Raw genomic sequence first — 24,647 nt, 5'->3', positions numbered from 1 at the left:
CTCCCCGTCACGATCATGACATCGGTGATGCGCCGATCGCGAACGCTAGGGTCACCGACGTGGACAAGCTCACCTGGTACCGGCGCCGTCTGGCGACGATGTCGGTACCCGAGATCGCCTGGCGGGTCCGCACCACGGTGGCCGGTCGGGCGCGTCGGCTGACCGCGGAGAGCGGGCCCCGTGACCTGCCACCGGGCTGGACGGCGGCGACCGCGGACTCCGCGCTGGCACGGTTGCGGTCGCCGGAGCGTCGGCCGGCGTTGATCACCCGTGCGCGCGCCGAGGACATCGCCACCCGGCATCCCGCACTCGTCCGCGACATCGTCGAGGCCGCGGACGACGCGCTGGCGATGCGGGTCACCTACTTCGGATACCCCACCGTCACCCTGACCCGTCCGATCGACTGGGGGCACGACCCCGTCCGGGACCTGCACTGGCCCGACCTGCCCGCCGACCGTATCGACCACCGCACCGTCGACGGCGACGTGAAGTGGATCTGGGAGCTCAACCGGCTCCAGCATCTGACGCTGCTCGCGCAGGCGTGGCTGTTCACGCGTGATGACCGGTATGCCGAGGCCGCGCTCGACGACCTCGACTCGTGGATCGCCGCGAACCCGCCCGGTCACGGGATCGCCTGGCGCGGTGCGTTCGAGGCCGGGATCCGTGCCCTGTCGGTGGCCGTGACCGTCGTCGCCCTGGCCGATGCCCCGCAGCTGACCCCGGGACGCTTCGGGTCGATCGCAGCCGTGCTCGACGCGTCCGCGCGGTACTGCGTGCGCGGTCGGTCCCGGTTCAGTTCGGCGAACAACCATCTCGTCGGTGAGCTCGCGGGACTCGCCGCGGTGGCGCTGCTGATCCCGGGTCTCGACGACGCGCCGCGGTGGGAACGGCTCGCGCTCGACGGCCTCGCCGCCGAGGCCGACCGCCAGATCCTGCCCGACGGGATCGGCGCGGAACAGGCTGTCGGGTATCAGATCTTCACCGCCGAACTCCTCGCCGTCGTCGCCGCGCTCGTCGCCGACCGGGACGGTTCGGCACCCCGGGGGCTGGTCGCGGCGGTGCTGCGGGGCGGTGACTTCCTGCGGGGGTTGGGTGTCCCGACACCCCGTGTCGGTGACGACGACGAGGGGTTCGCTCTGCGCCTGTCGGGCGAGCCGGTGCGCACCGTGGCCGGCCACCTCGATCTGCTGGCCGCCTTCACCGACGGTGCCGCGCCTGCGGGGACGCCCACCAGTGCAGCCCGGGAGTGGTTCGCGGCGGCGCTCGGCTCCGCCGGCCGTCCGCGGACGGTGACGACGACCGCGCGGCGCGGGCCCGGCGGCTCGGCCTGGTACCCCGACGGCGGGCTCGTCGTGCTGCGGGCACCCGGACGGCGTGTGACCGTCGACGTCGGACCGCTCGGGCACCTCGCGATCGCCGCGCACGGTCACGCCGACGCGCTCGCGGTGACCGTCGCCGACGACACCGGCGAGATCGTCGAAGATCCCGGGACGGGCAGCTATTACGGTCACCCGGCCTGGCGGCGCAGCCTGCGCGGGACGGCGGCACATGCCACGGTCACCGTCGACGGGCGGGATCAGTCGGAGATGGGCGGCCCGTTCCTGTGGACGCGTCACGCCCGGACGCGGGTGCGGGCGGTGGACCTGCGGGCCGGCGTCGTCGACGCCGAACACGACGGGTACACCGACGGGGGCGCCGGCGTGGTGCACCGGCGATGGGTCGTCGCGCCGGCCGATCTGCCGGGGGTGCTCGTCGTCGACCGGCTCACCGGGCCCGGGAGGCACGACGTGACGACGACGTTCCCCCTCGCCGGCGACATCGGGATCGAGACGGTCGGTCCGTCGACCGTGCGACTGTCCCGCGGCGGTGACCACGTCGCCGACCACGTCACCGCGGCGACCGCACCGGTCCGCCCGTGGTCGGTCCGCGGCGACGAGGAGACCCATCGTGGCTGGTCCAGCCACCGTCTGGAGCAGCGGTCACCCGCGTGGTGGATCGGTGTGCACTCGTCCGAGCAGACCACACCGGTCACGCTGGCCACCTTCATCACCGTCACAAAGGAATTTGCGCTAGGCTGCGATCTGTCCCTGAAGGATGAAGGATCCGCGATCCGAATCCGGCTGCTGTGCGAGGGGGTACAGCGGTGGTGCGTGGTCGACACGCACGGGGACGGGCGGGTGTCGTTCGAGGTCGAGGCGGCGCCGTAAGCCCGGGGAGGAAAATCGATCTCGCAGTGGGGGGAATACTGCATGAGCACGCTTGCGTCGTACGAGGCTGTCCGGAGTACCGGCGGCACCGACGATCCCGGTGTCACCCGTGTGACGGGTGACCCGACGGCACACCACCACCCGCCCTCGGACGACAGGTCCCGGGCCGCGGTCCTGAGCGTCTTCGGACTCGGGTACGTGGGATGTGTCTCGGCCGCCTGCTTCGCAGCACGCGGACATCGGGTGATCGGTGTCGACGTCAACCCGTCGAAGACCCAGTTCCTCAGGGAGGGCAGGGCGCCCGTCATCGAGGAACGCATCGGTGAACTGACCGCGGGGGTGGTCGAGTCCGGCATGCTCGGTGTCGCCGACGACGCCCGCCAGGCGGTCCTCGACAGTGACATCACCATCGTCTGCGTCGGCACCCCGTCGGGGTCCGGAGGCGGACTGTCCACGGTCCACCTGCAGGGCGCCAGCGAGGAGATCGGTGCCGCCCTGCGGGACAAGGACGATTGGCACGTCGTCGTCTACCGCAGCACCATGGTCCCCGGCACCTGCGAGGACCTGCTGATCCCGATCCTCGAACGTGCGTCGGGCAAGCGCGTCGGCGTCGACTTCGGCGTCTGCGTCAACCCGGAGTTCCTCCGCGAGGGGAGCTCGGTGCGTGACTTCATGACCCCGCCCAAGACGGTCGTCGGCGAGACCGACGAGCGCAGCGGCGCGATGGTGATGGATCTCTACGACGGCCTGTCGGGCAAGCGTTTCCGGGTGCCTCTGCGTGTCGCGGAGATGACGAAGTACGTCGACAACAGCTTCCACGCGCTGAAGGTCGCGTTCGGCAACGAGATCGGCACCATCTGTGCGCGTCTCGGGCTCGACTCGCACGCCGTGATGGAGATCTTCTTCGCGGACACCAAGCTCAACATCAGCGACGCCTACCTGCGACCGGGTTTCGCGTTCGGCGGCTCGTGTCTGCCGAAGGATGTGCGCGCGTTGATGCACACCGCGCGGCAGAACGACCTGGAGATCCCGGTCATCGCGAACATCATGGTCTCCAACGAGTCCCAGATCCGTCGTGTGATCGACATGATCGTCGCGACCGGCAAGCGCCGCGTCGGGCTGTACGGACTGTCGTTCAAGTCCGGCACCGACGACCTGCGGGAGAGTCCGCTCGTCGAGCTCGTGGAACGGTTGCTGGGCAAGGGATTCGACGTCCGCGTCTACGACGCCAACGTCACCCTCTCCTCGATCGTCGGGGCCAACCGCGAGTACATCACCCAGCACCTGCCGCATGTCGTTGAGCTGCTGGTGTCGTCGGTGGAGGAGGTGATGGACCACGGGGACGTCGTCGTCGTGGCCGGCGCCGATCCCGAGATCGTCGCCGCCGTGGACGTCGCCCCGGCCGAGACCCTCGTCATCGATCTGGTGCGGCTGCCCGGCGCGGAGTTGCGGCGCCTCGGCGAGAACTACAGCGGCATCGGCTGGTGACGGCGTCGTGCCCGATGACCCGCATCGTGGCGGGGTGTCCGACCTGCGCCCCACCATCAGTTTCCTGACGACCGCCTACGGTACGGAACACCTGATCGGCGAGACCATCGAGTCCGTCCTCGTCCAGACCCGCGGCGACTGGGAGCTGGTCGTCGTCGACAACGGCAACTCCGACGCGATGGCCGACGTGGTCGGGAAGTACCTGGGCGACCGACGGATACGCCTGGTCCGTCAGGAGAACGCCGGGTACGCCGGTGGCGTGATGGCAGCGGCGGCGGTCGCCCGGGGACGCTTCCACTGCGTCCTCGACAGCGACGACCACCTGCTCCCGGACTTCTGTCGCCGCGTCGGCGAGGTCATCGCCACCCAGCCCGATGTCGCCGCGGTGTGCGTCGACGCCCATCGCTTCGCCGAGGGGCCCGACGACCTCCCGGTGGACTACCTGCGGTCGGTCGGCATCGATCGGCCGGATCCCGGCCGGCCACTGCGCTTCCGGGACGTGCTCGGCGGCACCGTGCCCTACTACTGCGCCGCGATCCGGGCCGATGCCTGGGATGCCGTCGGCGGGTATCACCCCGGTCTCGACGGGGTCGACGAGTCGGTGGTGATCTGGCTGCGGCTGACCCGCGAGCACGACGTCCGCATGCTGCCGGATGTGCTGGCGCGCTACCGCATCCGTGAGGACTCCCTGTCCCGGGACGCGGCCAAGGTCGAGGGGTTCGAGGATGCGCTCGAGCGGTCCTTCCTCTCGGCCCGTCCGCTCGACGACCGTGACGACGAGCGGGCGCTGACGCAGAACCTCGCGCGGATGGGCGCGATCCGTGAGATCCGCCGTGCCCGGTGGTCTCTCGTGGAGGGTGACACCGCAGCCGCCCGGCGCGCCGCGATGGCGTCGTTCCGGCATCGCCGCACGACCCGGGCCGCGCTGCTCCTCGTCGGGTTGACGCTCGCGCCCGGACTGCTGCGACGGGTCCGGCCGGCGAAGAACGCGGTGCAGGATCGGCTCACTGCTCTCGCCGAACGTGCGCGGAACCGGACGGACCGCACCCGTCGACGGCACATCCTGATCCTGGTCGAGAACCTCTCGGTCCCGATGGATCGTCGTGTGTGGCAGGAGAGTCGCGCGCTCGTGGAGGCGGGACACCGCGTCACGGTGATCTGTCCGAAAGGCGCCCACGCGGACACCGCGGCCGAGGAGACACTCGACGGCGTCCGCATCCTGCGCTATCCGTTGACGGCGGCCACCGGCGGGCCGGCGGGATACCTGCAGGAGTACCCGGTGGCGCTGTTCCACACCGTGCGCCTCGCCCTGCGGGTGGCGGCGCGGTCACGGGTCGACGTGGTGCACGGCTGCAACCCGCCGGACTTCTTCTTCCTCGTCGGACTGCTGCTGCGTCTGCGGGGTGCGCGCTTCGTATTCGACCAGCACGATCTGGTCCCCGAGCTGTTCGCGTCACGCTTCGCCGCTGGGGGAGTGGCCGGTCGGGTCCTGTCGGGCATGACGCGCCTGCTCGAGCAGCTGACCTACACCACTGCCACCGGGGTGATCGCGACCAACGAGAGCTACCGACGCACTGCGATCGAGCGGGGCGGGTGCGCCCCGGAGGACGTCACCGTCGTCCGCAGCGCACCCGACCTGTCGCGGTTCGTGCCGCGCACACCCGACGACTCGCTGCGTCGCGGACGCAGGCATCTCGCGGCCTATCTCGGGGTGATGGGTCCGCAGGACGGCGTCGATCACGCGCTGCGCGCCCTCGCACACGTCCGTCACGGCCTCGGCCGCGACGACCTGCACACGATCGTGATGGGGTCCGGGGACGAGTTCGACTCGCTCGTCGCGTTGGCGCGCGACCTGCGCATCGACGACGTCGTCGAGTTCACCGGTCGTGTCCCGGACGAGTTCGTCCAGCGGTGCCTGTCGACGGCCGACGTGTGCCTGTCGCCGGATCCGCTGAACCCGCTGAACGACGTGTCGACCATGAACAAGGTCGTCGAGTACATGGCGATGGGGCGGCCGCTGGTGTCGTACGACCTGCGTGAGGCGCGGGTGTCCGCAGGAGACGCGGCCCTGTACGTCCCGGGCAACGACATCGAGGCGTTCGGACGGGGGATCGTCACGCTCCTCGACGACCCCGAGCGCCGCGAGAAGATGGGCATCCTCGGGCGTGAGCGTGTCGAACGCGAGCTCTCGTGGGAGAATTCGACCCGGGCACTGGTCGCGTTCTACGAGAGGATCCTGTCGCTCGGGTGAGGAAGAAGCTGACGATCGCCGGGATCGTCGCGGCGGTGATCGTCGCCCTGGCCGTCGCCGGGTTGCCGGTGTACGTCTATCCGCAGGTCGACGGACCGCGACATGCCGACGCGATCGTCGTCCTCGGCGGCGCCGGGGGCGAGACCCGGTATCGCTACGGACTCGAACTCGCCCAGCAGGGGTACGCCTCGACCGTCCTGATGAGCAATCCCGAACACTTCCTCGACGACACCGGTCTGTGCGCGGCGCGTCTCCCCGGGGTGCGCGTGGAGTGCTTCGCACCGGATCCCTCGACGACCCGTGGCGAGGCGCAGCACCTCCGGACCGTCGCCCAGCAGCGCGGGTGGCGTTCCGTCGTGGTGGTCACGTTCCGGCCGCACATCTCCCGCGCCCGCTACATCGTCGAACGATGCTTCACCGGGCGGATCTCGATGGCGGAGAGTCCGCAGAGCATCTCCTGGTACTACTGGCCGTTCGCGTACGTCTACCAGACCGCCGGCTACGTCCGCGCGTGGTTGCAGAGCGGCTGCTGACCGCCGAGCGTGCCGACACCACCCGCCGAGCGGGCGTACACGTCAGCGGAAGATGTCGTTGATGATGTCGTCGCCGATCCCGAAGCCGGCGCCCATCGCGACCGAACGTCCGAAGTTGCTCCCGAGGAAGCGACCGAGCATGCCCGGCTGCTGCTGCTGCTGCTGCTGCGGCTGGGCGTACGGCACCGGCACCGACTGGGCGTACTGAGGAGCCTGGGCGTACTGGGGAGCCTGGGCGTACTGGGGCAGGTTCCCCTGGACGTGGTCGTCGACCATCGCGTGGATGGACTGCAACAGCGACGCCATCTGCCCCTCCTCGTCGCGGACCGCGAGCGCGATCTCACGCAGATCGAGGGCCCACTCCCGGGCGTCGGTGTTCCCGGCAGACGCAGCGGTCTGCAACTTCTGAGCGAGTGACGCCACGGCGTCAGCTGTCTGCCGGCCCTGCTGGGTCAGCTGGTCGTAGGCCCGGTCGATCTCCGCGTCGTTCACGTCTGCGACTCCTCTCACACAGGCCGTCCGCGGACCGCGGGCGGTGCCTCACCGTCCAGAGTCGGCGGATTCCGACGTCGGCGCAAGCAAGTCTCAGCCGCTTCTCATGTCCGGAAAAGGAAGTGCGCGTGCAATGTTCGGGGCGCAAAGGGACGACATCCGCCCGCTCGGTGGGTGGTGTGTGCCCGCTCGGGGTCAGAGGCGGCGGGGTGCCGCGGTGCGCCGCAGGGCGGGGGCGACGGGCCGTCCGCGCAGGAGCCCGTCGACGCTTCCGCGCTCGAGCGCCTCGCGGTACACGACGACGGCACCTGCCACCGCGTCGAGCGTCGCGCGCAGATCGGCGGCGGTGTGTGCCGCCGACGGGACGAAGGACTGCCCGAGCACCCCGCGGTCGAGCAGCTCCTGCAGGAAGAGGGTGCGGAACGCCTGCGACGGGTTCCCGTCCGCGTCGGCGGTACCGAACAGCAGCGCGGCGGGGCGACCGAAGGCGCGCACATGCGGTGCGACGCCGGCGTCGGCGGCGAGCGCGTTCACCCCGGCTGCGAGCGCGGTGCCGTGATCGGTCATGGCGCCCACCGGATCACCGTCGGCGTAGGCGGCGACCACGGCGCGAAACGCCGCCAGCGACGCCGTCTCGGGACCGTGTGTGGTGGACAGCAGGAAGACGCGATCGGCGTCGGTGTCGAGCCCGCCGAGTTGCATCAGGTCCCGACGACCGGCGAGCGCGGCGATCGGGAATCCGTTGCCCATCGCCTTGCCCCACGTGGAGAGATCCGGCGTGACGCCGTACACCGACTGTGCACCGTGCTCGGACCACCGGAAGCCGGTGATCATCTCGTCGAACACGAGCACGACGCCGTGGCGATCACACAGCTCGCGGACCGCCTCGAGGTAGCCGGGCGCGGGTTCGGCGGACGCGGTCGCGGCCTCCAGGATCACGCACGCCAGATCGTCGCCGTGTGCGTCGAAGAGGGAGCGCGTGTCGTCGATGTCGTTGTAGCGGAACCGCAGTGACTTCGCGGTGACGTCGGCGGGGATCCCGGCATCCATCCCGGTGGTGCCGATGAACCAGTCGTCGACGGAGAAGAACGGGTGGTCGCAGACACCGACGAGAGTGCGACCGGTGGCCGCCCGCGCCAGTCGGACCGCGGCGGTGGTGGTGTCGGAGCCGTTCTTGGCGAACTTCACCATGTCCGCGGTCGGGACGAGTCGCAGGAAGTCCTCGGCCGCAGCGGCTTCGAGGACCGTCGGACGCGAGAAGTTGACGCCGTCGGCGATCGTCCGGGTCACGGCGTCCACGACGCCGCGGTGGCCGTGTCCGAGTGTCACCGACCGCAGACCGATGCCGTATTCGACGAACTCGTTGCCGTCGGCGTCCCAGACACGCGCGCCGACTCCGCGGACGAGGACGGGCGCCATCCCCTCCGGGTACTGGTCCGAGCCGCGTGCGTAGGTGTGTGCACCCCCGGGGACCATCCGGTGCAGTGACTCCTGCAGTCGGGTCGATTCGGTGAAGTCCCGCCGCGTGGTCGATCGCTCGTGGAGTGAGGTCATGAGGTCCCTCCCTGCTGCTCGGCCGGCGTCCGCGCGGCCGGTTCGGTGACGAACACGTCGGCGAGCGTCGGGAAGTCGCGGCGCACCTCGTCGAGGAGGTCGGGCACCGTGACGAGGACGGCCGTCGGCTGCGCCGCGACGAGCGAGTCCGGGTCGATGATGGGGACGTCGGTGCCGGGCATCCGCAGCCCCCACTTGGCGGGCGAGGCGTCGGCGACACCGGCGAGCAGGTCCCTGGTGACGCCCGCGCAGCCCAGGAGCGCCACCGCCCGGGAGGCGGCGGCGTAGGCGTAGACACGTCCACCGGCGCCGACGGTGTCGGTCAACCAGTTGCGCAGGTCGGACCATTGGCGTTCGGCTGCGGCCTGGAGCGCGGACACCGCGGCGACGTCGGACATGCCGGCCGCCTGCTCTGCCGCCAGGACCGCGACGACCGACGCGTCCGGCTCGTGCACACCGTGACGGACGGCGACGAGGACTGTCCCGCCGTAGAGGTCATAGGTCCATGCCGACGTGACCGACATCCCGACGGCGTCGAACAGCGACTGCACCGCGGGGAGGGAGTAGTAGGCGAAGTGTCCGTGCCGCAGCGCGTTCCACTGTCCGTCGGCGACGATCGTCGCCAGCGAGTGGAACTGGAAGAGGAGCACACCGTCGCGCGATGTCGCGCGGGCTCGACGCGCGACGGCGGCGGCCTGGTCGGGCTCGTGCATCATCCCGAAGCAGTCCAGCACGACATCAGCGGGCCCGCCGGCGCCCGCATCGCGCGTGGTGAAGCCGCGCTCGGCGAGCAACGGGAGCCAGGTGCCGCCGTGCGGGCTGCCGAACTCCGTCGCCGTCGCGCCGACGAGCAGGTCGGCTGCTGCGACGTCGGCGAGAGCGGCCGCCGCCTGGTCGCGCAACGCCTGTGGTTCGACGCCGCGGGGTTCGTCGGTGACGGTGTCGTCGTCGACGAGCTGGGCCAGAGCGCACGTCCGGCACAGCGCCATCGACAGCGGATGCCCCGTCTCGTCGGGCGCGACAGGGCTGTCGGCGGGGGGGAAGTGGTCGGCGGCGGCGACGGCCCCGACGTCGAGCACCGTCTCGAGTCGCATCGACCCACACGCCCGGCACGTCATGCGGCGACCGCCGGGTGGTGCACAATCGCGACGTGCACATCGAGACCACCGACCTGGCCGACGTCCTCGTGCTGACGCCCGAGCCGCATCGGGACGACCGCGGACTGTTCACCCGGACGTTCGACGCCGACGAGTTCGACAGTCATCTCGGATCGCCTGGTGCTGCAGCCCGTTTCGTGCAGGACTCCCAGTCGCGATCGCATCGGGGCGTGATCCGTGGCATGCACGGCCGTCTCGGGCGGGGTGAGGCCAAGTTGGTGCGCTGTGCGCACGGCGCGGTGCACGACGTCCTCGTCGACATCCGTCCGGGGTCGCCGACGTTCGGTGCGCAGCAGGCGTTCCGGCTCGACGACGAGACCTTCCGGCACCTGTTCGTCCCCCCGGGTTTCCTGCACGGGTTCCAGGCTCTGACCGACGTCGCCGACGTCTGCTACCGCATCGACCGCCCGCACGACCCCAGCGAGGACATCGGGGTGCGATGGGACGACGCGCATCTCGCGATCGCGTGGCCGCAGCCGCCGACGATCATCTCGTCGCGGGATGCCGGTGCCGGCGACTGGACGGCATTGCTCGCCGCGCTCGACCGCTGAGGCGGCGCGCATCGTCGTGACCACGGTCGAGGTGTCGTGTCAGGCCGGGGTGACAACCCGACGCATCGATGCGTCGAGCAGACCGGCGTCGATGGACCGCTGCAGGTGGGCGAGACGGGTGAAACGCTGGGCGAAGTCGTCGGCGTCGAGACCGTCGGCGACGTAGCGACCGGCCAACTCGTGCGCACCGTCCATGACCGACCACGACGCTTCGTATCCGAGGACCCGTCGCGCCTTGGTGAAATCGACGCGGTACGACCGAGGATCGCCCCCGAACTCGCCGGTGATCAGCAGTTCCGATCCGGGCACCGCCTGCACGACGGCCTCCGCGATCTGGGTGACGGTGAGGTTGTTGGTCTCGGTGCCGACGTTGAACGCCTCCGACCGGACGAGGTCGGCGTCGGCGACGAGGCACGTCGCGAACGCCTCCGCGATGTCGCGGGCGTGTACCAGCGGTCGCCAGGGCGTCCCGTCGGACATGACCCGCACGGTGCCCGTGAGCACGGCGTGGCCGACGAGGTTGTTCAGGACGATGTCGGCGCGCAGCCGCGGGGAGAACCCGAACGCGGTCGCGTTGCGCAGGAACACCGGGACGAAGCGGTCGTCCGCCATCGCGGCGACGTCTCCCTCCACGCGCACCTTGCTCTCCGCGTACGGGGTGACCGGCCGGAGTTCGGCGTCCTCCGCGACGAGCCCGTCGCCGGCAGCGCCGTACACCGAGCACGTCGACGCGTACAGGAAGCGTGTGACGCCTGCCTCTTTCGCGAGACGTGCCAGCCGCACGGAGGCGTGGTGGTTGATGTCGTAGGTGATCTGCGGCTCGAGCGCGCCGAGTGGGTCGTTGGACAGGGCGGCGAGGTGGATGACGGCGTCGAAGCCGCGGAGATCGTCGACGGTGACGTCCCGCAGGTCGCGGGTCAGGGTCGGCGGATCCGCGGGCGGCGCGCCGAGGACGCAGTCGGCGAAGTAGCCGGAGTCCAGCCCGACGACCTCGTGGCCGGCGGCGGTGAGGACGGGGACCATGACCGTCCCGAGGTAACCCTGATGGCCGGTGACGAGAACCTTCACGACGTGACTCCTGCGGGTGAGATGGATCGATGGGCGGTACCGAAGGCGATGTGCGCCTTCTCGACGACGAATGCCTCCGCGTGCGGCGCTCGACACATGACCCCGCGCAGTCGCGACAACCCGAGGAACGTCTCGTCGTCGAACCAGTCGCGGCCCACCTGCGACGGGTAGTGGTCGTGCAGCAGGCGCGACTTCTCCTGTGCGACGGCGGTGTCCAGCGGATGGAACACGGTGGGGGAGGGCAGGTCGCCCTCCCACTTGGGGATCTCGTAACCGAGGACCAGGTGGTCGCGGAACTCGGTCGGCACGATCTCGGCGAGCAACCGGTGGTCCTGGTGCGCGTCATGCCGTTGCGGCGCGAGGACGACCTCGGGGGAGCAGGTGCGCGCGAAGGCACGCACGTTCTCCTTCACCGCACCCCAGTGCGCCGGTGCCATCCCGTCCGGGATGTCACCGATCGTCACCTGCAGCGGCATGGGGCCGCAGAACGCGGCCAGCGCGGCACGCTCCTCGGCCTCCCGTGGTGTCCCGCGCCCCCCGAGGACGAGCGCGTGCACCCGGGTGTCCGGGTGGGTCTTCGCCAGCGTCAGCAGCGTCCCACCGACTGCGATCGCGATGTCGTCGCAGTGAGCACCCAGGACGGCGATCTCCGTGAGATCACCGGTCTGAAGGTCGATCACGGCAACGACCCGACCGGCTGCTTCGACTCGACCGCGGTGGGCTCCACCCGGGGGCGGTCCCAGACCATCCACGGCCGGTCGCCGCGGTGGAACGACGCCTCGAGGTCCGCCCGCTCCTTGAACGTGTCGGCAGGCTTCCAGAAGCCGGTGTGACGGTATCCGTGCAGACGCCCCCGCGCGGCGAGGCCGCCGCATGCGTCGGCCACGAGATCCCCGCCGGGCGGGAGGTGGTCGAACACTTCCTGCGTGAGCACGAAGAAGCCGCCGTTCTCCCAGATCGGGAACTCCGACACCGGCGTGATGCCGGTGACGGTCCCCGAGTCGGAGACGTCGACGCAGTGGAACGACGACTGCGGTGGCACCAACATCATCGACGCCGCGGCGCCCGAGGTGACGACCGTGTCGATCATCGTGTCCAGCGGGGCGTCGGTCAGCACGTCGGCGTAGTTGGCGAGGAAGTACTCGTCGTCGCCGAGGTGGGGACGCACACGCCGAAGACGTTCCCCGATGGGCGATTCCAGCCCGGTGTCGGCGAACGTGATCGTCCAGTCGCTGATGTCGGAACCGAGCAGGTCGACGCGTCCACCGCGGAGGACGAAGTCGTTCGACTCGGCCTCGTGGTAGTTGAGGAAGTAGTTCTTGATGTGCGAAGCACCGTAGCCGAGGCACAGGATGAACTCGGTGTGCCCGAAGTGCGCGTAGTACCGCATCACGTGCCAGATGAGCGGTCGGGGACCGACCATCTGCATCGGCTTGGGGATCATGTCGTCGGAGCTGTTGCGCATCCGCATCCCGTAGCCACCGCAGAACAAGACGACCTTCATGCCCGACTCCCCTCGAAGAGTGCCGCGTCGACGTCGGCGGTGTGCAGGTCGGGCAGCGGGTAGACGAGTTCGCCACCCCACTCGCGGACGTGCGCCAGTTGGCGCGTCAGCTCGGTCTCGAGGTTCCACGGCAGCACCAGGACGACGTCCGGACGGTCGGCGTCGATGCGTTCGGGTTCGACGATCGGTATCCGCGTCCCGGGTGTGAAGCGCCCGTGTTTGTAGGGGTTCCGGTCGACGGTGTACTCGAGCAGGTCCGGGCGGATGCCGCAGAAGTTCAGCAGGGTGTTGCCCTTGCCCGGTGCCCCGTACCCGACGACCCGCTTGCCCTCGGCCTTGCAGGCCAACAGGTATCGCAGGAGATCCTGACGGACGGCCTCGGCACGGGCCTGCATGCCGGCGTATCCGGCGACGTGGTGCAGACCGGCGGCCTCCTCGTCGGCGAGGACCTCCGCCACCCGGGGACTCGGCTCGCCGGCAGCCGCGGACGGGCGCGCCCACACCCGGATCGAGCCGCCGTGGGTACCCAGCACCTCGATGTCGACGACGGACAGGTCCGCGGTCGCCAGCGCGCGGATCGCGGACAGCGCTGTGTAGTACTGGAAGTGCTCGTGGTAGATCGTGTCGAACTGTCCCAGCGTCACCAGGTTCAGCGCGTGGTGCACCTCGATGCTGACCCACCCGTCGTCGGACACGAGCCGTCGCAGCGAGCGGGTGAACCCGAGCAGGTCCGGGATGTGCGCGTAGACGTTGTTGGCGACGACGAGGTCGGCCGGGCAGAAGGCCGTGGTCACCTTGCGCGCCAGGTCCTCGTCCAGGAACGCGGTCTCGGTGGGCACACCGCGTTCGCGGGCGGCGACGCCGACGTTGACCGACGGCTCGATGCCGAGGCACGGGATCCCCCGCGCCACAGCATGTTGCAGCAGGTAGCCGTCGTTGCTGGCGACCTCCACGACGAACGAGTCGTCACCGAGTCCGACGCGGTCCACCGCCTGTTCGACGAACTCGGCGGCGTGTTCGACCCAGCTGTCGGAGTACGACGAGAAGTACGCGTACTCGGTGAAGGTGTCCTCCGGCGTGATGAGCGCCGGGATCTGCAGCAGCAGGCACTCGCGGCACAGCCTCAGGTGCAGCGGGAACGTCGGCTCCGGAGCGTCGAGCTCCTCGGCCGTCAGGAACTTCTCACATGGTGGTGTCGCGCCGAGATCGACGACACTGACCAGATCTTCGGATGCGCACAGACGACAGCGCATACCGCCCCCCTCGAACGGTTCGTGCTCACCAGGGGGCCAGACGACCCCCGGGCCGGAGACGGTCCGCGTCCTCCCCAGGTACGGATCCGTCGCCGCCATTCAAGCACGACTTCACGCTGGTGTCAGATCGGATCGTCGTCGCTGCTGCTCGATGTCGCCCGATCTGTCCACCTCCGGCCGATCCGGTGTCGAGTCGTCGGTGCGCGACTCCTATCCTCTCGACCACAGCAGCGCGATCTGGGGGGAGAGGCTGTGGGTTCGACGGTTGCCGCGGGGGCGGGTGAGCGCCGGCTGCATCATCTGGACGGGGTGCGCGCGGTCGCCGCGCTGTACGTGCTGGTCTTCCATGCGTTCGTGTCCGCGCGTCTGCTGGACACGTCGGGTGAGCTGCACGGGTGGCGGTCCGTCGCCTTCGGGTGGGCGCAGTGGGGGCACTTCGGGGTGACGGTGTTCATCGCGCTCGCCGGGTTCTCCCTGGGTCTGCCCGTCGGCCGGTCGGGTGCGCTGCCCGACGGGTTCCGGGGCTACCTGTGGCGGCGGGCGCGGCGGATCGTCCCGCCGTACTGGATCGTGCTCACCGCCACGATCGCGCTGGCGCTGGTCCTCGCCGCGGCACAGGGGCATCCCGATGCGCGGCTGCCGATCACACCGTCGGGATGGGCTGCGGACTATGTGCTGCTGCAGGATCTGATCCCCGTCCGGGACGCGACCTACACGCTGTGGTCGGTGGCGGTGGAGTGGCACATCTATCTGGTGCTGCCGCTCCTGGTGGTGCTGTGGCGCCGATTCGGGCTGGCTGTCGGCGTCGTCACCTGCGCGGGATGCGGGGCTGTCGGGATGCTCGCCGACGCGTTCGTCGACGACAGGTTCGGGCGCTTCTACCCGGAGTACTACCTGGTGTTCGCCGTCGCCGCCGGTGCGGCGATCGCTCTCCGACGTGCCCCGGGATTCGTCGACCGTGTCGCGTGGCGACCGATCGTCGCGGTCGCCGTCGGCGTGATCGTCGCCGTCTGTTGTCTCGAGTCGACTCGGTGGATCATCGCGAACACACCGTGGCTCGACGTGGTGCTGGGCGTCGGGGTGGTGTCGCTGCTGACCGCGATGACGACGGGTCGTGCGCCGCGACTGCGGGCCCTCTTCTCGTGGCGACCGCTCGCCGCAGTCGCCGGGTTCTCCTACACGCTGTACCTGATCCACGCCCAGCTGCTGCAGGTGTTCCACCTGGTGGTCGTCGAGCCGCTCCACCTGTCGCCGGTGCTACAGCTGGCGGTGTACTGGCTCGTCGGATGCCCGCTCATCGTGCTGCTCGCCTGGGCGTTCTCCCGGGTCGCGGAGAGGCCCTTCCTGCCGGCACCCCGGAAGGCGGCCACCGACGTCACGCCGGCCCGTGAGGGCGCCGGCCTCTGATCCCGGCCCCGCGCGCTGCGATCGTCCGCGTCAGGGCGCCGTCGCGTCAGAACGGTGGTGGGTTCGCTTCGTCGTGGCGTTCGATGGCGCGGAGGTGTGCTGCTCGGTCGCGGTGGCGTTTGTGGGCGAGTGTGGTTCTGGCGGGGTGGTTCTCGGGTTGGCCGGGTGGTCCGAGGGCGGGGAAGATGTCGAGGGCGGTGTAGGCGTTGCCCAGGAACATGTGTCCGGTGGGGGACTGGAAGAACGCTTCGCCGAGGGGCCCTTGGTAGTCGCGCCACGCTCGGTTGAATGTTTTGGTGCGGTGGTGGAATCGGCACAGCGGTTTGAGGTTGTCGCGGCTGGTCTGCCCACCGGCGTCGGGGTCCTGGTGGTCGAACGGGGTGGTGTGGTCGAGGTCGATGTTCCAGGCGGGTGCGGAGCAGCCGGGGAAGGTGCAGCAGATCTCCGAGGCGCGGATCAGGGCGGCGAGTTTCTTCGACGGCACGTAGGTTGCTGCGGCTGCGGCTGCGGCTGCGGCGGCGGCGTGGGTGGGGTCGTCGTGGTGGAGGAAGTCGCGTTCGGCGTCGGCGAGCAGGGCGCGCATGGTGTCGGCGTCGATGATGCCGCGGCCGTCGAGGTAGCCGGGCTGATCGTCCAAGCCGAGCAGGGTCGTCAGGTTGACCACGATGTGGAAATACGGCCGCGCTGCACCCACGGGCGGGGCGATCGGTTGCGCGTCCGCGGGATCGACGGGTTCGGGCGCGTCGGTCGGGGGCGCGGGATCCACCTCGGCGTCGACATCCAGACCGGTGGTCATGTCCGGATCAGCGGCGGCTTGGTCGGAAACGGCGCAGGTCTCGCAGCCGCAGACGAGGTGGTCCAGTCCGGCGGCCAACGCGACCAACGCATCGGCGCGGCGTTGGGCTCGGGTGCGGGGGTCACCGGAGTGCAGGGCGTCGGCCATCGCGGTCAGGCGGGTGTCGATGGTGGTGGCGTCGATCATGGGTAGCGACGCCGAGACCCGCGAGGCGCCGGGCTGGAACCGGTCGGGGCGGATGGTGACGTCCCGATCGGCGGCGGCCCGCTCCTTGCGCCGGATCAGGGCGTCGGGGTCGATGGTGGCGACGAGGTGATCGACCATCGCGATCAGTCGTGCCCGTGACACCGGTGGCCGGTCGAAGAGGGCTTGGGCGATGTGGGTGTCGAGGATCGTGGTCAACTCTGGGTCGACCACCAGTTTGGTGCGGGCGCAGATGAGCAGGAACCCGGCGAGATCGATGCGTCCGACGGCCAGGGCGTGGCCGGTGAACACCAACCGGTAGCGGGCGATGTCACCGGCGGTGATGACCTCCCGTGCTTTCGATGCCGCGATGTTGAGTACGGCTCCGACCTCGGCGACGGCACGCTCCATCCCGTCGGGCCCGTACTCCGCGCGGGGATCGCGTCCGGCGATGCGGTCCACGTGATCGGCCACCAACTCGTCGAGCGAGGCCTTCTGTCCGGAGTCGTGGGCGGCGACCTCGACCAGATGGTCCTCACAGCGGGCGTCGTGGATCAGCGACGCCGCAGACAGCAACCGGTAATCCGCCGAGGCGGTGATCGACCGGCAATGCGCGAGCACCTCGACCAACTCCTCAGCGGAGAGGCGTTCGTCGGCGGCCAGCGACGCCACGACACCCGAGGTGTCGAACGCGGTGACCGTCTCGCTCATGACATCGAACATACATTCGACCACCAACAGAAACGAGAGGTACAGCCGAGCCTGTGGACAACCTCAGGCGGCTCCGCTGGCTACTGGCGGTAGCCGGCGAGGAAGTTGCCGAGCCGCTCGACGGCGTCGACGATGTCGCGGGTCCAGGGAAGCGTGACCAGCCGGAGGTGATCCGGACGCGGCCAGTTGAAACCGGTGCCCTGGACCAAGAGGATCTTCTCCCGCAACAGCAGGTCCTGGACGAGCAGTTCGTCGTCGTGGATGTCGTGGTGTTCGAGGTCGATCCTGGGGAACGCGTAGAGCGCACCCATCGGCTTGACGCAGCTGACACCGGGGATCTCGTTGAGCTTCTCCCATGCGGCGTTGCGCTGTTCGAGGAGTCGGCCGCCGGGGAGCACCAGGTCGTCGATGCTCTGGTAGCCCCCGAGCGCGACCTGGATCGCGTGCTGCCCCGGCACATTCGAGCAGAGGCGGGTCGACGCCAGCAGAGACATCCCCTCGATGAACCCGCGCGCATGGTCTTTCGGGCCGGTGATCGCGACCCAGCCCGCGCGATAACCGCACACACGGTATGCCTTCGACAGGCCGTTGAACGTGAGACACAACAGATCCGGCGCCAGCGACGCGATCGAGATGTGCTTCGCGTCGTCGTAGAGGATCTTGTCGTAGATCTCGTCGGCCATGATGAGCAGCGAGTGCTTGCGCGCCAGATCGGTGATCTGCGTGAGCACCTCGCGCGAGTAGACCGCGCCGGTCGGGTTGTTCGGGTTGATCACGACGATCGCCTTGGTGCGCGGCGTGATCTTGGACTCGATGTCGGAGATCGACGGGTTCCAGTCGTTCTCCTCGTCACAGAGGTAGTGCACGGGTTGACCGCCCGACAGCGCCGTCATCGCCGTCCACAGCGGATAGTCGGGTGCGGGGATGAGGACCTCGTCGCCGTCGTCGAGGAGGGCCTGCATGGTCATCGTGATGAGCTCGGAGACGCCGTTGCCCAGGATGACGTCGTCGACGTCGAAGTAGGGGAAGTCCTCGACGGTCTCGTAGCGGGTCACCACGGCGCGCCGCGCCGACAGCACCCCGGCGGACTCGGAGTAGCCCTGCGAGTACGGCAGCGCGTGGATCATGTCGCGCATGATCACGTCCGGCGCCTCGAACCCGAAGAGTGCAGGGTTGCCGATGTTCAGCTTGAGGATCCGGTGGCCCTCGGCCTCCAGTCGGGCTGCGTGTGCATGTACCGGCCCGCGGATCTCGTAACAGACGTCGCGCAGCTTGGCGGACTGCTCGAGCGGCTTGAGGGGGGTCGACACATGGGACACGTGCGGTCTGCTCACGCCTCCATGATCGCACCGCCCCGCAATCGGATTCTCAGCCGCCGGGCGGGACGATGTCGGCGGCGGGTTGTGGCCGCCCGAACAGGAACCCCTGGGCATGGGTGAAGCCGATGTCCCGCAGCAGGTCGACCACGGCGGCGTCCTCCACACCCTCGGCGACCGATCGGATGTCGAGGTCGTCGGCGAGTCGGCACACGGTCTCGACGATGCTCCGGCTGAGTCCGCTGTCGACGCCCTGGACGAGTGATCGGTCGATCTTGGCCACGCTGACGGGCTGTTCGACCATGTACCGCAACGCCGCGTAGCCGGTTCCGAGATCGTCGACGGCGATCACGCAACCCAAGGCGGCGAGCTCGCGGATCGTCTGCGCCGCAGGCGAATCCGAGGTGATCAGGTCCCTCTCGGTGACCTCGATCCACAGCGCCGTCGCAGGGACCTCGGCGCGGGCGAGGGCGTCGGCGATGTGCCCGGTGAGCGCCCGGTCGACGAGCTGTTGGGACGAGAAGTTGACGGTGACGAACAGTCGGTCGTCGCCCGTCCGTCTGTGCCATGTGCCGAGTTGGCGGATCGCCTCCACCACACCCCACCGGCCGATCGGGACGATGAGCGACGTCTCCTCGGCGGCGTCGAGGAACTCTCCGGGCAGCCGGACCCGGTCGTCGACCGTCCAGCGGAGCAGCGACTCGTAGCCGACGATCTCGAGGGTGTCGATCCGGACGATCGGCTGGTAGTGCAGCGTGAACGCCTCGCCGACCGCGTTGGCCAGCTCCGCGGCGAGTTCGATGTCCTCACGGAGCCGGGCGATCGAGATGTCCGCAGCCCAGGCCAGATGCGACCCGCTGGTGGTGGCGTGGTGGACCGCGGCGATCGCCCCCTGCAGGACGTCGCGGACGTCGTCACCGAGGCCGTCCCCGGGCAGCGCGACCCCCATGTGCGTCTGCACGAAGTAGTCGACACCGTCGACGGCGACGGTGGAGGCCAGACGCTTCGAGACGTCGGCGACGACGCGCTGTGGATCGACCAGGTCGACGTCGAGGATGACCACACCGAGGTCGGCGGCTCCCGCGAACACGATGCCCTGGTCGCCGATGAGGTCGGCCAGTGCCACCAGGGTCGCCTGACGCGCTGCGAGACCCGTCGCACGGCCGAACGCTGCTGCGATCCGGTCCGATGCCTCCATCTTCACCGCGATGGCGGCCAGGGATCCCGGCGCGATGTCACCGACGACCGCTGCCACGTCGGAGTCGGAGAGAGCGGAGAGCAACGAACCCGGTGTATCGGGTCGAGTGACCACCCCGTGCCTCCCGTCGCCGCGTCCGCTGTCGACCCTGACAGCGATCCGTCAGCGTGGATCATAACCACGTCGCGGTGCGCACGGCCCGCGACGTGGTCACCCGCTGGGCGGGGTGACAGCCGGTCTAGCTGCGACCTGGACGCTTCTTGCCTGCGGCGATGCCGAATCCGGCCGACTTCGCCGGGGCGGTCTCCTCGACGACACGATCGGATGAGCCGTTGCCGTTCGACGCCTCGCTGCCGTTCGACGACTCCGTGGTTGCGGTGTCGGCGGCGTTGTCCCCGTTCGGCTGAGCGGACGCCTCCGTGGTGGCGGTGTCCTCCGTCGAGTCGACTTTCTCCGCGGACGCACCTTCGTCCGCCGTCGCCGAATCGTCCGCCGTCGCCGAATCGTCCGACTGCGCCGAATCGTCCGACTGCGCCGAACCGTTCGACGATGCCGAGCCGTTCGACGACGGGGCCGTCGACGCCGAGCGCTGACCCGGACGCTTGGCGGCGCCCATGCCGAACCCGGCCGACTTCGCTGGGGGAGCGGGCTTCTCGGACGCAGCCTCGGTCGTCGTCGGTTCGGCCGCGGGCGCGGAATCCGCTGCAGGCTCGGATGCCTGCGCGGGGGCGGGCTCGGACTTCGGTGCCGCCGACGCCTCGGCCGGCTCCGATGCCGCGCTCGACGCTGCCTTCTGGCCGGGCCGCTTGGCCGCACCCATGCCGAAGCCCTTGGCCTTCGGCTCGGCTGCCGGGGCCGGGGCCGGGGCGGCCGATTCGCTCGTCGGGGCGGCGGACTCGGCGCTCGCCGGGGCCTGCCCCGCGGTGTCCGAGGTGGCGGCCTTCTGGCCGGGCCGCTTCGCGCCGCCCATGCCGAAGCCCTTGGCCTTCGGCTCGGCCGGTGCCGCGGCGCTCGCCGTGGTCTCCGAGGTGTCGCCGGACGCCGTCGTCGCCGGTGTGCCACCGGTTCCCTCGGACTTCTGCCCGGGCCGCTTCATGCCCTTGGCCATACCCAGGCCGACGGTCGGCTTGGGTGCCGCCGGTGCGGTCCCCGTCGCCTCTGCCGCCGCCTCCGCGGGCTCCGCCTCGGTGGTGGTGGCGGTGACCGCGTGTGCGGCCGGATCCTTCTGGCTCTGGTCGGACACATCACCGCCGGCGGTGATCACCGGACCGAGATACCGTCCGCCGCGGCGGATCTCCGGGGCACCCCGCGTGACGGACTCGAGCAGCAGCTGCGAGACGTCGACGACCTCGACGGTGTCCTCACGGTCGGTGCCGCTGGTCTGGGCGGTCGCGCCGTCGCTGAGCATGACGCGGCAGAACGGGCAGCCGGTCGCGATCTTCTGCTTGTTGTCGGTGTCGCCACCCGCACCGAGCGTCGAGAGGGCCTCGTCGACGCGGTCGATGTTGATGCGCTTGCCGATCGACTCCTCCATCCACATGCGGGCACCACCGGCGCCACAGCACATGGACCGCTCACCGTGCCGCGGCATCTCCCGCAGCGCCGAGCCGGACGCGGCCATCAGGGCGCGTGGCTCGTTGTAGACCTTGTTGTGGCGGCCCAGGAAGCAGGGATCGTGGTAGGTGACGTCCTGTGCGACGGGGGCGACCGGGATCAGGCGCTTGTCGCGCACCAGCCGGTTCAACAGCTGGGTGTGGTGGACCACCTCGTACTTCGCGCCGAGCTGCGGGTACTCGTTGCCGAGGGCGTTGAAGCAGTGCGCACAGGTGACGACGATCTTGCGCTTCTGCTCGGGTGCGGTCGCGAAGACCTCACCGATGGTCTCGATGTTCTGCTGCGCGAGCACCTGGAAGAGGAACTCGTTGCCCGCGCGGCGGGCCGAGTCGCCGGTGCAGGTCTCGCCCTGCCCGAGGACGAGGAAGTTCACGGCGGCGATGTCGAGCAGTTCCGCGACGGCCTTGGTGGTCTTCTTCGCGCGGTCCTCGAACGCGCCGGCGCAGCCGACCCAGAAGAGGTACTCGAAACCCTCGAACGTGTCGACGGTCTCGCCGAAGACGGGGATCTCGATGTCCATCTCGTCGATCCAGTTGTTGCGGGTCGACGCGTTCTGACCCCAGGGGTTGCCCTTGTTCTCGAGGTTCTTGAACAGGCCGGCGAGCTCGCTGGGGAAGTCGGACTCGATGAGCACCTGGTAGCGGCGCATGTCGATGATGTGGTCGACGTGCTCGATGTCGACGGGGCACTGCTCCACGCACGCACCGCAGTTGGTGCAGCTCCACAGGGTGTCCGGGTCGATGACGCCACCGGCGCCGACGCCCTCGCTCGGGCCGACGAGAGGCCGGGCGGCCTCCGCGCGGGCCTTCTCCGAGATGGCCGCGATCCGCGCCTCGTCGGGGTTGCCGTCGGCGTCGACGAGACCGATCTCGTCGCCGCCCATGTCGGTCTTCCCGCCTGCCAGCAGGTACGGGGCCTTGGCGTTGGCGTGGTCACGCAGCGACGTGATGAGCAGCTTCGGGGACAGCGGCTTGCCGGTGTTCCATGCGGGGCACTGGCTCTGGCAGCGACCGCACTCGGTGCACGTCGAGAAGTCCAGCCAGCCCTTCCAGCTGAAGTCCTCGACCGCGCCGGCGCCGAACGTGTCGACGTCGGGGTCGGCCTCGTCCATGTCGAGGACCTTGCCGCCCGATGTCATCGGCTTGGCCGCGCCGAGCGCGACCGAGCCGTCGGCCTCACGCTTGAAGTAGATGTTGAAGAAGGCCGAGAACCGGTGCCACGCAACACCCCAGGTGATGTTCCGGCCGACGACGGCCAGCCACACCATGCCGGACATCAGCTTGATGACGGCGGCGATGGACACCCAGATCGGGTCGATGCCGTCGAAAGCCATCGCGAAGTAGTGGGTGAAGAACGACGTCCAGATCGGCGGGTCCTCGAGGCCGGCGGCGATCTTGAAGGTCTTCACGAAGATCATGCCGAGGCCCTCGAGGAGGACGACGATCTCGACGAAGTACGCGGCGCCGAACGCGGACCCGGAGAACCGCGACAGGCGCTCCGCCCGGCGCGGGTGATTGCGCTGGCGGATGAACATCAGCACGAGGATGCCGATGACGGTGCCCAGGCCGAGCACCTCGTCGGCGAAGATGTAGATGTCCCAGGCGCCGACGACGGGCCAGTGGAAATCGGGGTCGAAGGTCTGCCCGTAGGCCTCGAACCACAGGACCGAGCCGAGCAGGAAGCCGACCATCACCAGCCAGTGCGCCCAGCCGACGGTGCGGAACTTCACCATGCGCGTGTGTCCGGCGAACTCCTTGACCATCGTCAGGAAACGTGGGACGACGGGTGTGAACCGGTTGGTCGCCTTCTGTCCGAGCAGGATCTGGCGGACGGTGTGCCAGACGCCCTGCACGAAGAATGCCCAGCACACGATGCTGAGTGCGGCAGCGACGGTCCCGATGGTGATTGTCGTGGCGTTCACGGCGGGTGGGCCTCTCTGTCAGGGCTCGCTGGCCAGGGCTCATCTCGAGAGAGTGCCCGGGTTACCTGTCAGTAAACGGTACGACCCGGACGCCTCGCCACGCAGTGAAGGTAAACCTAAGTTGCCTGGGCAGAGGGGCGAAACGGCACGCGGGGGCGACCTGTGAGATACAGCGCACCGGGCGCCCGCCGCAGGCCTTCGGCGACCACGAGTGTGATCGAGACCGTGAGGACGTAGACGACGATCGTGGCCCAGGGGGACCCGAGGTGGTCCTGGAACCAGCCCGTGCCCCGGCCCGGGTTGCCGCGCGGGAGCATCAGCAACTGCAGCACGAACACGTGCGACAGGAAGATCGCGAACGACCGGTTGGATGCGTAGGCGACCACGCGGTTGAACCGCGGCGTCCGGTCCCGGTTGTCGGCCCACCAGACGGCCGACGCGTAGAGGGCGGCGATCGCGCACAGGATGAACGGCTGCAGGGTGGGCTGCAGGGCGAAGCTCGCGTCGATCGGGCGTTCGCCGTCGTCGAGGCGCATCAGATAGGTCACCAGGGCGAATGCGGCGGACAGCGTCAGCGCGCCGACGATCCACCAGCCCCGGCCGCGGAGGAACGCGTCGACGCGGTCGCGGTGGACGGCGCACACCGCACCCAGGAACACGAAGAACTGATACGGGAGGAACGTGGCGTACGCATGCCACCAGTTCTCGGCGAGCCAGCTGTTCGGCGGGGGCGCGTAGTGCCGGAGCACCATCAACACCGTCATCTGCACCGCCGCGCTCGCCGCGAGCAGCAGCACGTGGTGGTTCCGGGTCGCCCGCACGATCCACAGGATCACCGGGAACAGCAGATAGACCTGGATGATCACGAAGATGAAGTAGAGGTGGAAGCCCGACGTGCCCCAGGCCAATCCCTTTCCCAGCGTCGACAGCGAGAAGGGGAGTGCGCTCCAGCCCGACGTCTGGACGACGCTGAACGCCCAGTAGACGACGGACCAGATGAGGTACGGGATCGCGACCAGCTTGAGCCGCCGCGACCAGAACTGCCGGGAGGAGAAGTCCTGCTTGGCGTAGTTGCCGTACATGAGGACGAAGCCGGTGAGGAAGAAGAACGAGTTGCGGGTGAAGTGACCCGCCATGCCGAGTGCGTTGGTGACGACGCCCGTCTGTTCGTCGTTGGTGTTGCTGAGCACGTGCGCGAAGATCACCAGCAGGAACGTCGACCCGCGGACCATGTCCAGGTGGTGCAGGTGGGCCCGCCGAGGGCGCGCGGGAGCCGCCGTCGCGGTGGTCGCGGTCGGCGCGGTCGTGCGCAGGGCCGAGGTCATCGTGCAGCTCGAGTCGTCGGGGGCGGTGTGCGGACGAAGCTACCAACCCCGGTTGCCAACACCCATTCGCGTGACCTGCGCCACTTCGGCCCGGCGGCGCGCGACGGCGCTGTCGTGG

General features: G+C 69.6%; 18 protein-coding genes. 6 read left to right on the top strand and 12 right to left on the bottom strand.

From position 1 onward, the window contains the following. Window positions 1-59 precede the first annotated feature (59 nt). Genes ACXVUM_RS05295 through ACXVUM_RS05280 form a run of 4 tightly spaced genes read left to right on the top strand, consistent with a single transcriptional unit; the run spans window position 60 to window position 6,479 of the window. A complete protein-coding gene (locus tag ACXVUM_RS05295; protein ID WP_458520796.1) occupies window positions 60-2,207 on the top strand; it encodes an alginate lyase family protein in 2,148 nt (715 codons plus the stop codon). 42 nt (window positions 2,208-2,249) lie between these two features. Beyond that, entirely contained in the window at window positions 2,250-3,695 is a 1,446-nt protein-coding gene (locus ACXVUM_RS05290) for a nucleotide sugar dehydrogenase (protein WP_458520795.1), read from the top strand. A 34-nt stretch (window positions 3,696-3,729) separates the two neighbouring features. Then, on the top strand, window positions 3,730-5,946 hold the full coding sequence (locus ACXVUM_RS05285; RefSeq protein WP_458520794.1) for a glycosyltransferase: 2,217 nt from the start codon (window positions 3,730-3,732) through the stop codon (window positions 5,944-5,946). Continuing rightward, a complete protein-coding gene (locus ACXVUM_RS05280; RefSeq protein WP_458520793.1) occupies window positions 5,943-6,479 on the top strand; it encodes a YdcF family protein in 537 nt (178 codons plus the stop codon). Before ACXVUM_RS05285 ends, ACXVUM_RS05280 begins: the two co-directional genes overlap by 4 nt. A 42-nt stretch (window positions 6,480-6,521) precedes the next feature. Here ACXVUM_RS05280 and ACXVUM_RS05275 read toward each other — a convergent pair whose 3' ends face one another. From ACXVUM_RS05275 to ACXVUM_RS05265, 3 genes are all read right to left on the bottom strand, one after another. Further along, entirely contained in the window at window positions 6,522-6,971 is a 450-nt protein-coding gene (locus ACXVUM_RS05275) for a hypothetical protein (protein ID WP_458520792.1), read from the bottom strand. A 195-nt stretch (window positions 6,972-7,166) separates the two neighbouring features. Continuing rightward, window positions 7,167-8,525 (bottom strand): glutamate-1-semialdehyde 2,1-aminomutase, encoded by a 1,359-nt coding sequence (locus ACXVUM_RS05270; protein WP_458520791.1) that lies wholly within the window; start codon window positions 8,523-8,525, stop codon window positions 7,167-7,169. Then, on the bottom strand, window positions 8,522-9,619 hold the full coding sequence (locus ACXVUM_RS05265) for a transferase (protein ID WP_458520790.1): 1,098 nt from the start codon (window positions 9,617-9,619) through the stop codon (window positions 8,522-8,524). Before ACXVUM_RS05265 ends, ACXVUM_RS05270 begins: the two co-directional genes overlap by 4 nt. A 56-nt stretch (window positions 9,620-9,675) precedes the next feature. Between ACXVUM_RS05265 and rfbC the strand changes: the two genes are divergently transcribed. Beyond that, a complete protein-coding gene (gene rfbC, locus ACXVUM_RS05260) occupies window positions 9,676-10,233 on the top strand; it encodes a dTDP-4-dehydrorhamnose 3,5-epimerase (protein ID WP_458520789.1) in 558 nt (185 codons plus the stop codon). A 39-nt stretch (window positions 10,234-10,272) separates the two neighbouring features. Here the strand turns inward: rfbC and ACXVUM_RS05255 are convergent, their stop codons facing one another. Genes ACXVUM_RS05255 through ACXVUM_RS05240 form a run of 4 tightly spaced genes read right to left on the bottom strand, consistent with a single transcriptional unit; the run spans window position 10,273 to window position 14,058 of the window. Continuing rightward, window positions 10,273-11,301, bottom strand: coding sequence for an NAD-dependent epimerase/dehydratase family protein (locus tag ACXVUM_RS05255; RefSeq protein ID WP_458520788.1), 1,029 nt, complete (start codon window positions 11,299-11,301; stop codon window positions 10,273-10,275). Next, window positions 11,298-11,981, bottom strand: a complete 684-nt coding sequence (locus ACXVUM_RS05250; protein ID WP_458520787.1) for a PIG-L deacetylase family protein — start codon at window positions 11,979-11,981, stop codon at window positions 11,298-11,300. The genes ACXVUM_RS05255 and ACXVUM_RS05250 overlap by 4 nt, the downstream gene beginning before the upstream one ends. Then, window positions 11,978-12,805, bottom strand: coding sequence for a glucose-1-phosphate cytidylyltransferase (locus ACXVUM_RS05245; protein ID WP_458520786.1), 828 nt, complete (start codon window positions 12,803-12,805; stop codon window positions 11,978-11,980). The genes ACXVUM_RS05250 and ACXVUM_RS05245 overlap by 4 nt, the downstream gene beginning before the upstream one ends. Further along, window positions 12,802-14,058: a methyltransferase domain-containing protein gene (locus ACXVUM_RS05240; RefSeq protein WP_458520785.1), complete on the bottom strand. Its 1,257-nt coding sequence runs from the start codon at window positions 14,056-14,058 to the stop codon at window positions 12,802-12,804. The genes ACXVUM_RS05245 and ACXVUM_RS05240 overlap by 4 nt, the downstream gene beginning before the upstream one ends. A 252-nt stretch (window positions 14,059-14,310) precedes the next feature. On the opposite strand from ACXVUM_RS05240, the gene ACXVUM_RS05235 reads away from it, so the two are divergent. Then, on the top strand, window positions 14,311-15,465 hold the full coding sequence (locus ACXVUM_RS05235; protein ID WP_458520784.1) for an acyltransferase family protein: 1,155 nt from the start codon (window positions 14,311-14,313) through the stop codon (window positions 15,463-15,465). A gap of 46 nt (window positions 15,466-15,511) precedes the next feature. Here the strand turns inward: ACXVUM_RS05235 and ACXVUM_RS05230 are convergent, their stop codons facing one another. From ACXVUM_RS05230 to ACXVUM_RS05210, 5 genes are all read right to left on the bottom strand, one after another. Continuing rightward, the gene (locus tag ACXVUM_RS05230) at window positions 15,512-17,155 is read right to left on the bottom strand and encodes a DUF222 domain-containing protein (RefSeq protein ID WP_458520783.1); all 1,644 of its coding nucleotides are present in this window, start codon (window positions 17,153-17,155) and stop codon (window positions 15,512-15,514) included. An 80-nt stretch (window positions 17,156-17,235) separates the two neighbouring features. Continuing rightward, complete coding sequence (locus ACXVUM_RS05225) at window positions 17,236-18,489, bottom strand: pyridoxal phosphate-dependent aminotransferase (RefSeq protein ID WP_458520782.1); 1,254 nt, start codon at window positions 18,487-18,489, stop codon at window positions 17,236-17,238. A 34-nt stretch (window positions 18,490-18,523) separates the two neighbouring features. Further along, complete coding sequence (locus ACXVUM_RS05220) at window positions 18,524-19,753, bottom strand: EAL domain-containing protein (protein WP_458520781.1); 1,230 nt, start codon at window positions 19,751-19,753, stop codon at window positions 18,524-18,526. Window positions 19,754-19,907: 154 nt separating this feature from the next. After that, a complete protein-coding gene (locus ACXVUM_RS05215; protein ID WP_458520780.1) occupies window positions 19,908-23,204 on the bottom strand; it encodes a heterodisulfide reductase-related iron-sulfur binding cluster in 3,297 nt (1,098 codons plus the stop codon). Between the two features lie 116 nt (window positions 23,205-23,320). Continuing rightward, window positions 23,321-24,529 carry an acyltransferase gene (locus tag ACXVUM_RS05210; RefSeq protein ID WP_458520779.1) on the bottom strand — a complete coding sequence of 403 codons (1,209 nt, stop codon included), beginning with the start codon at window positions 24,527-24,529 and terminating at the stop codon, window positions 23,321-23,323. Window positions 24,530-24,647: the final 118 nt, after the last annotated feature.

Source organism: Williamsia sp. SKLECPSW1 (assembly GCF_054332755.1).
This window is presented reverse-complemented; position numbering and strand designations above follow the sequence as displayed.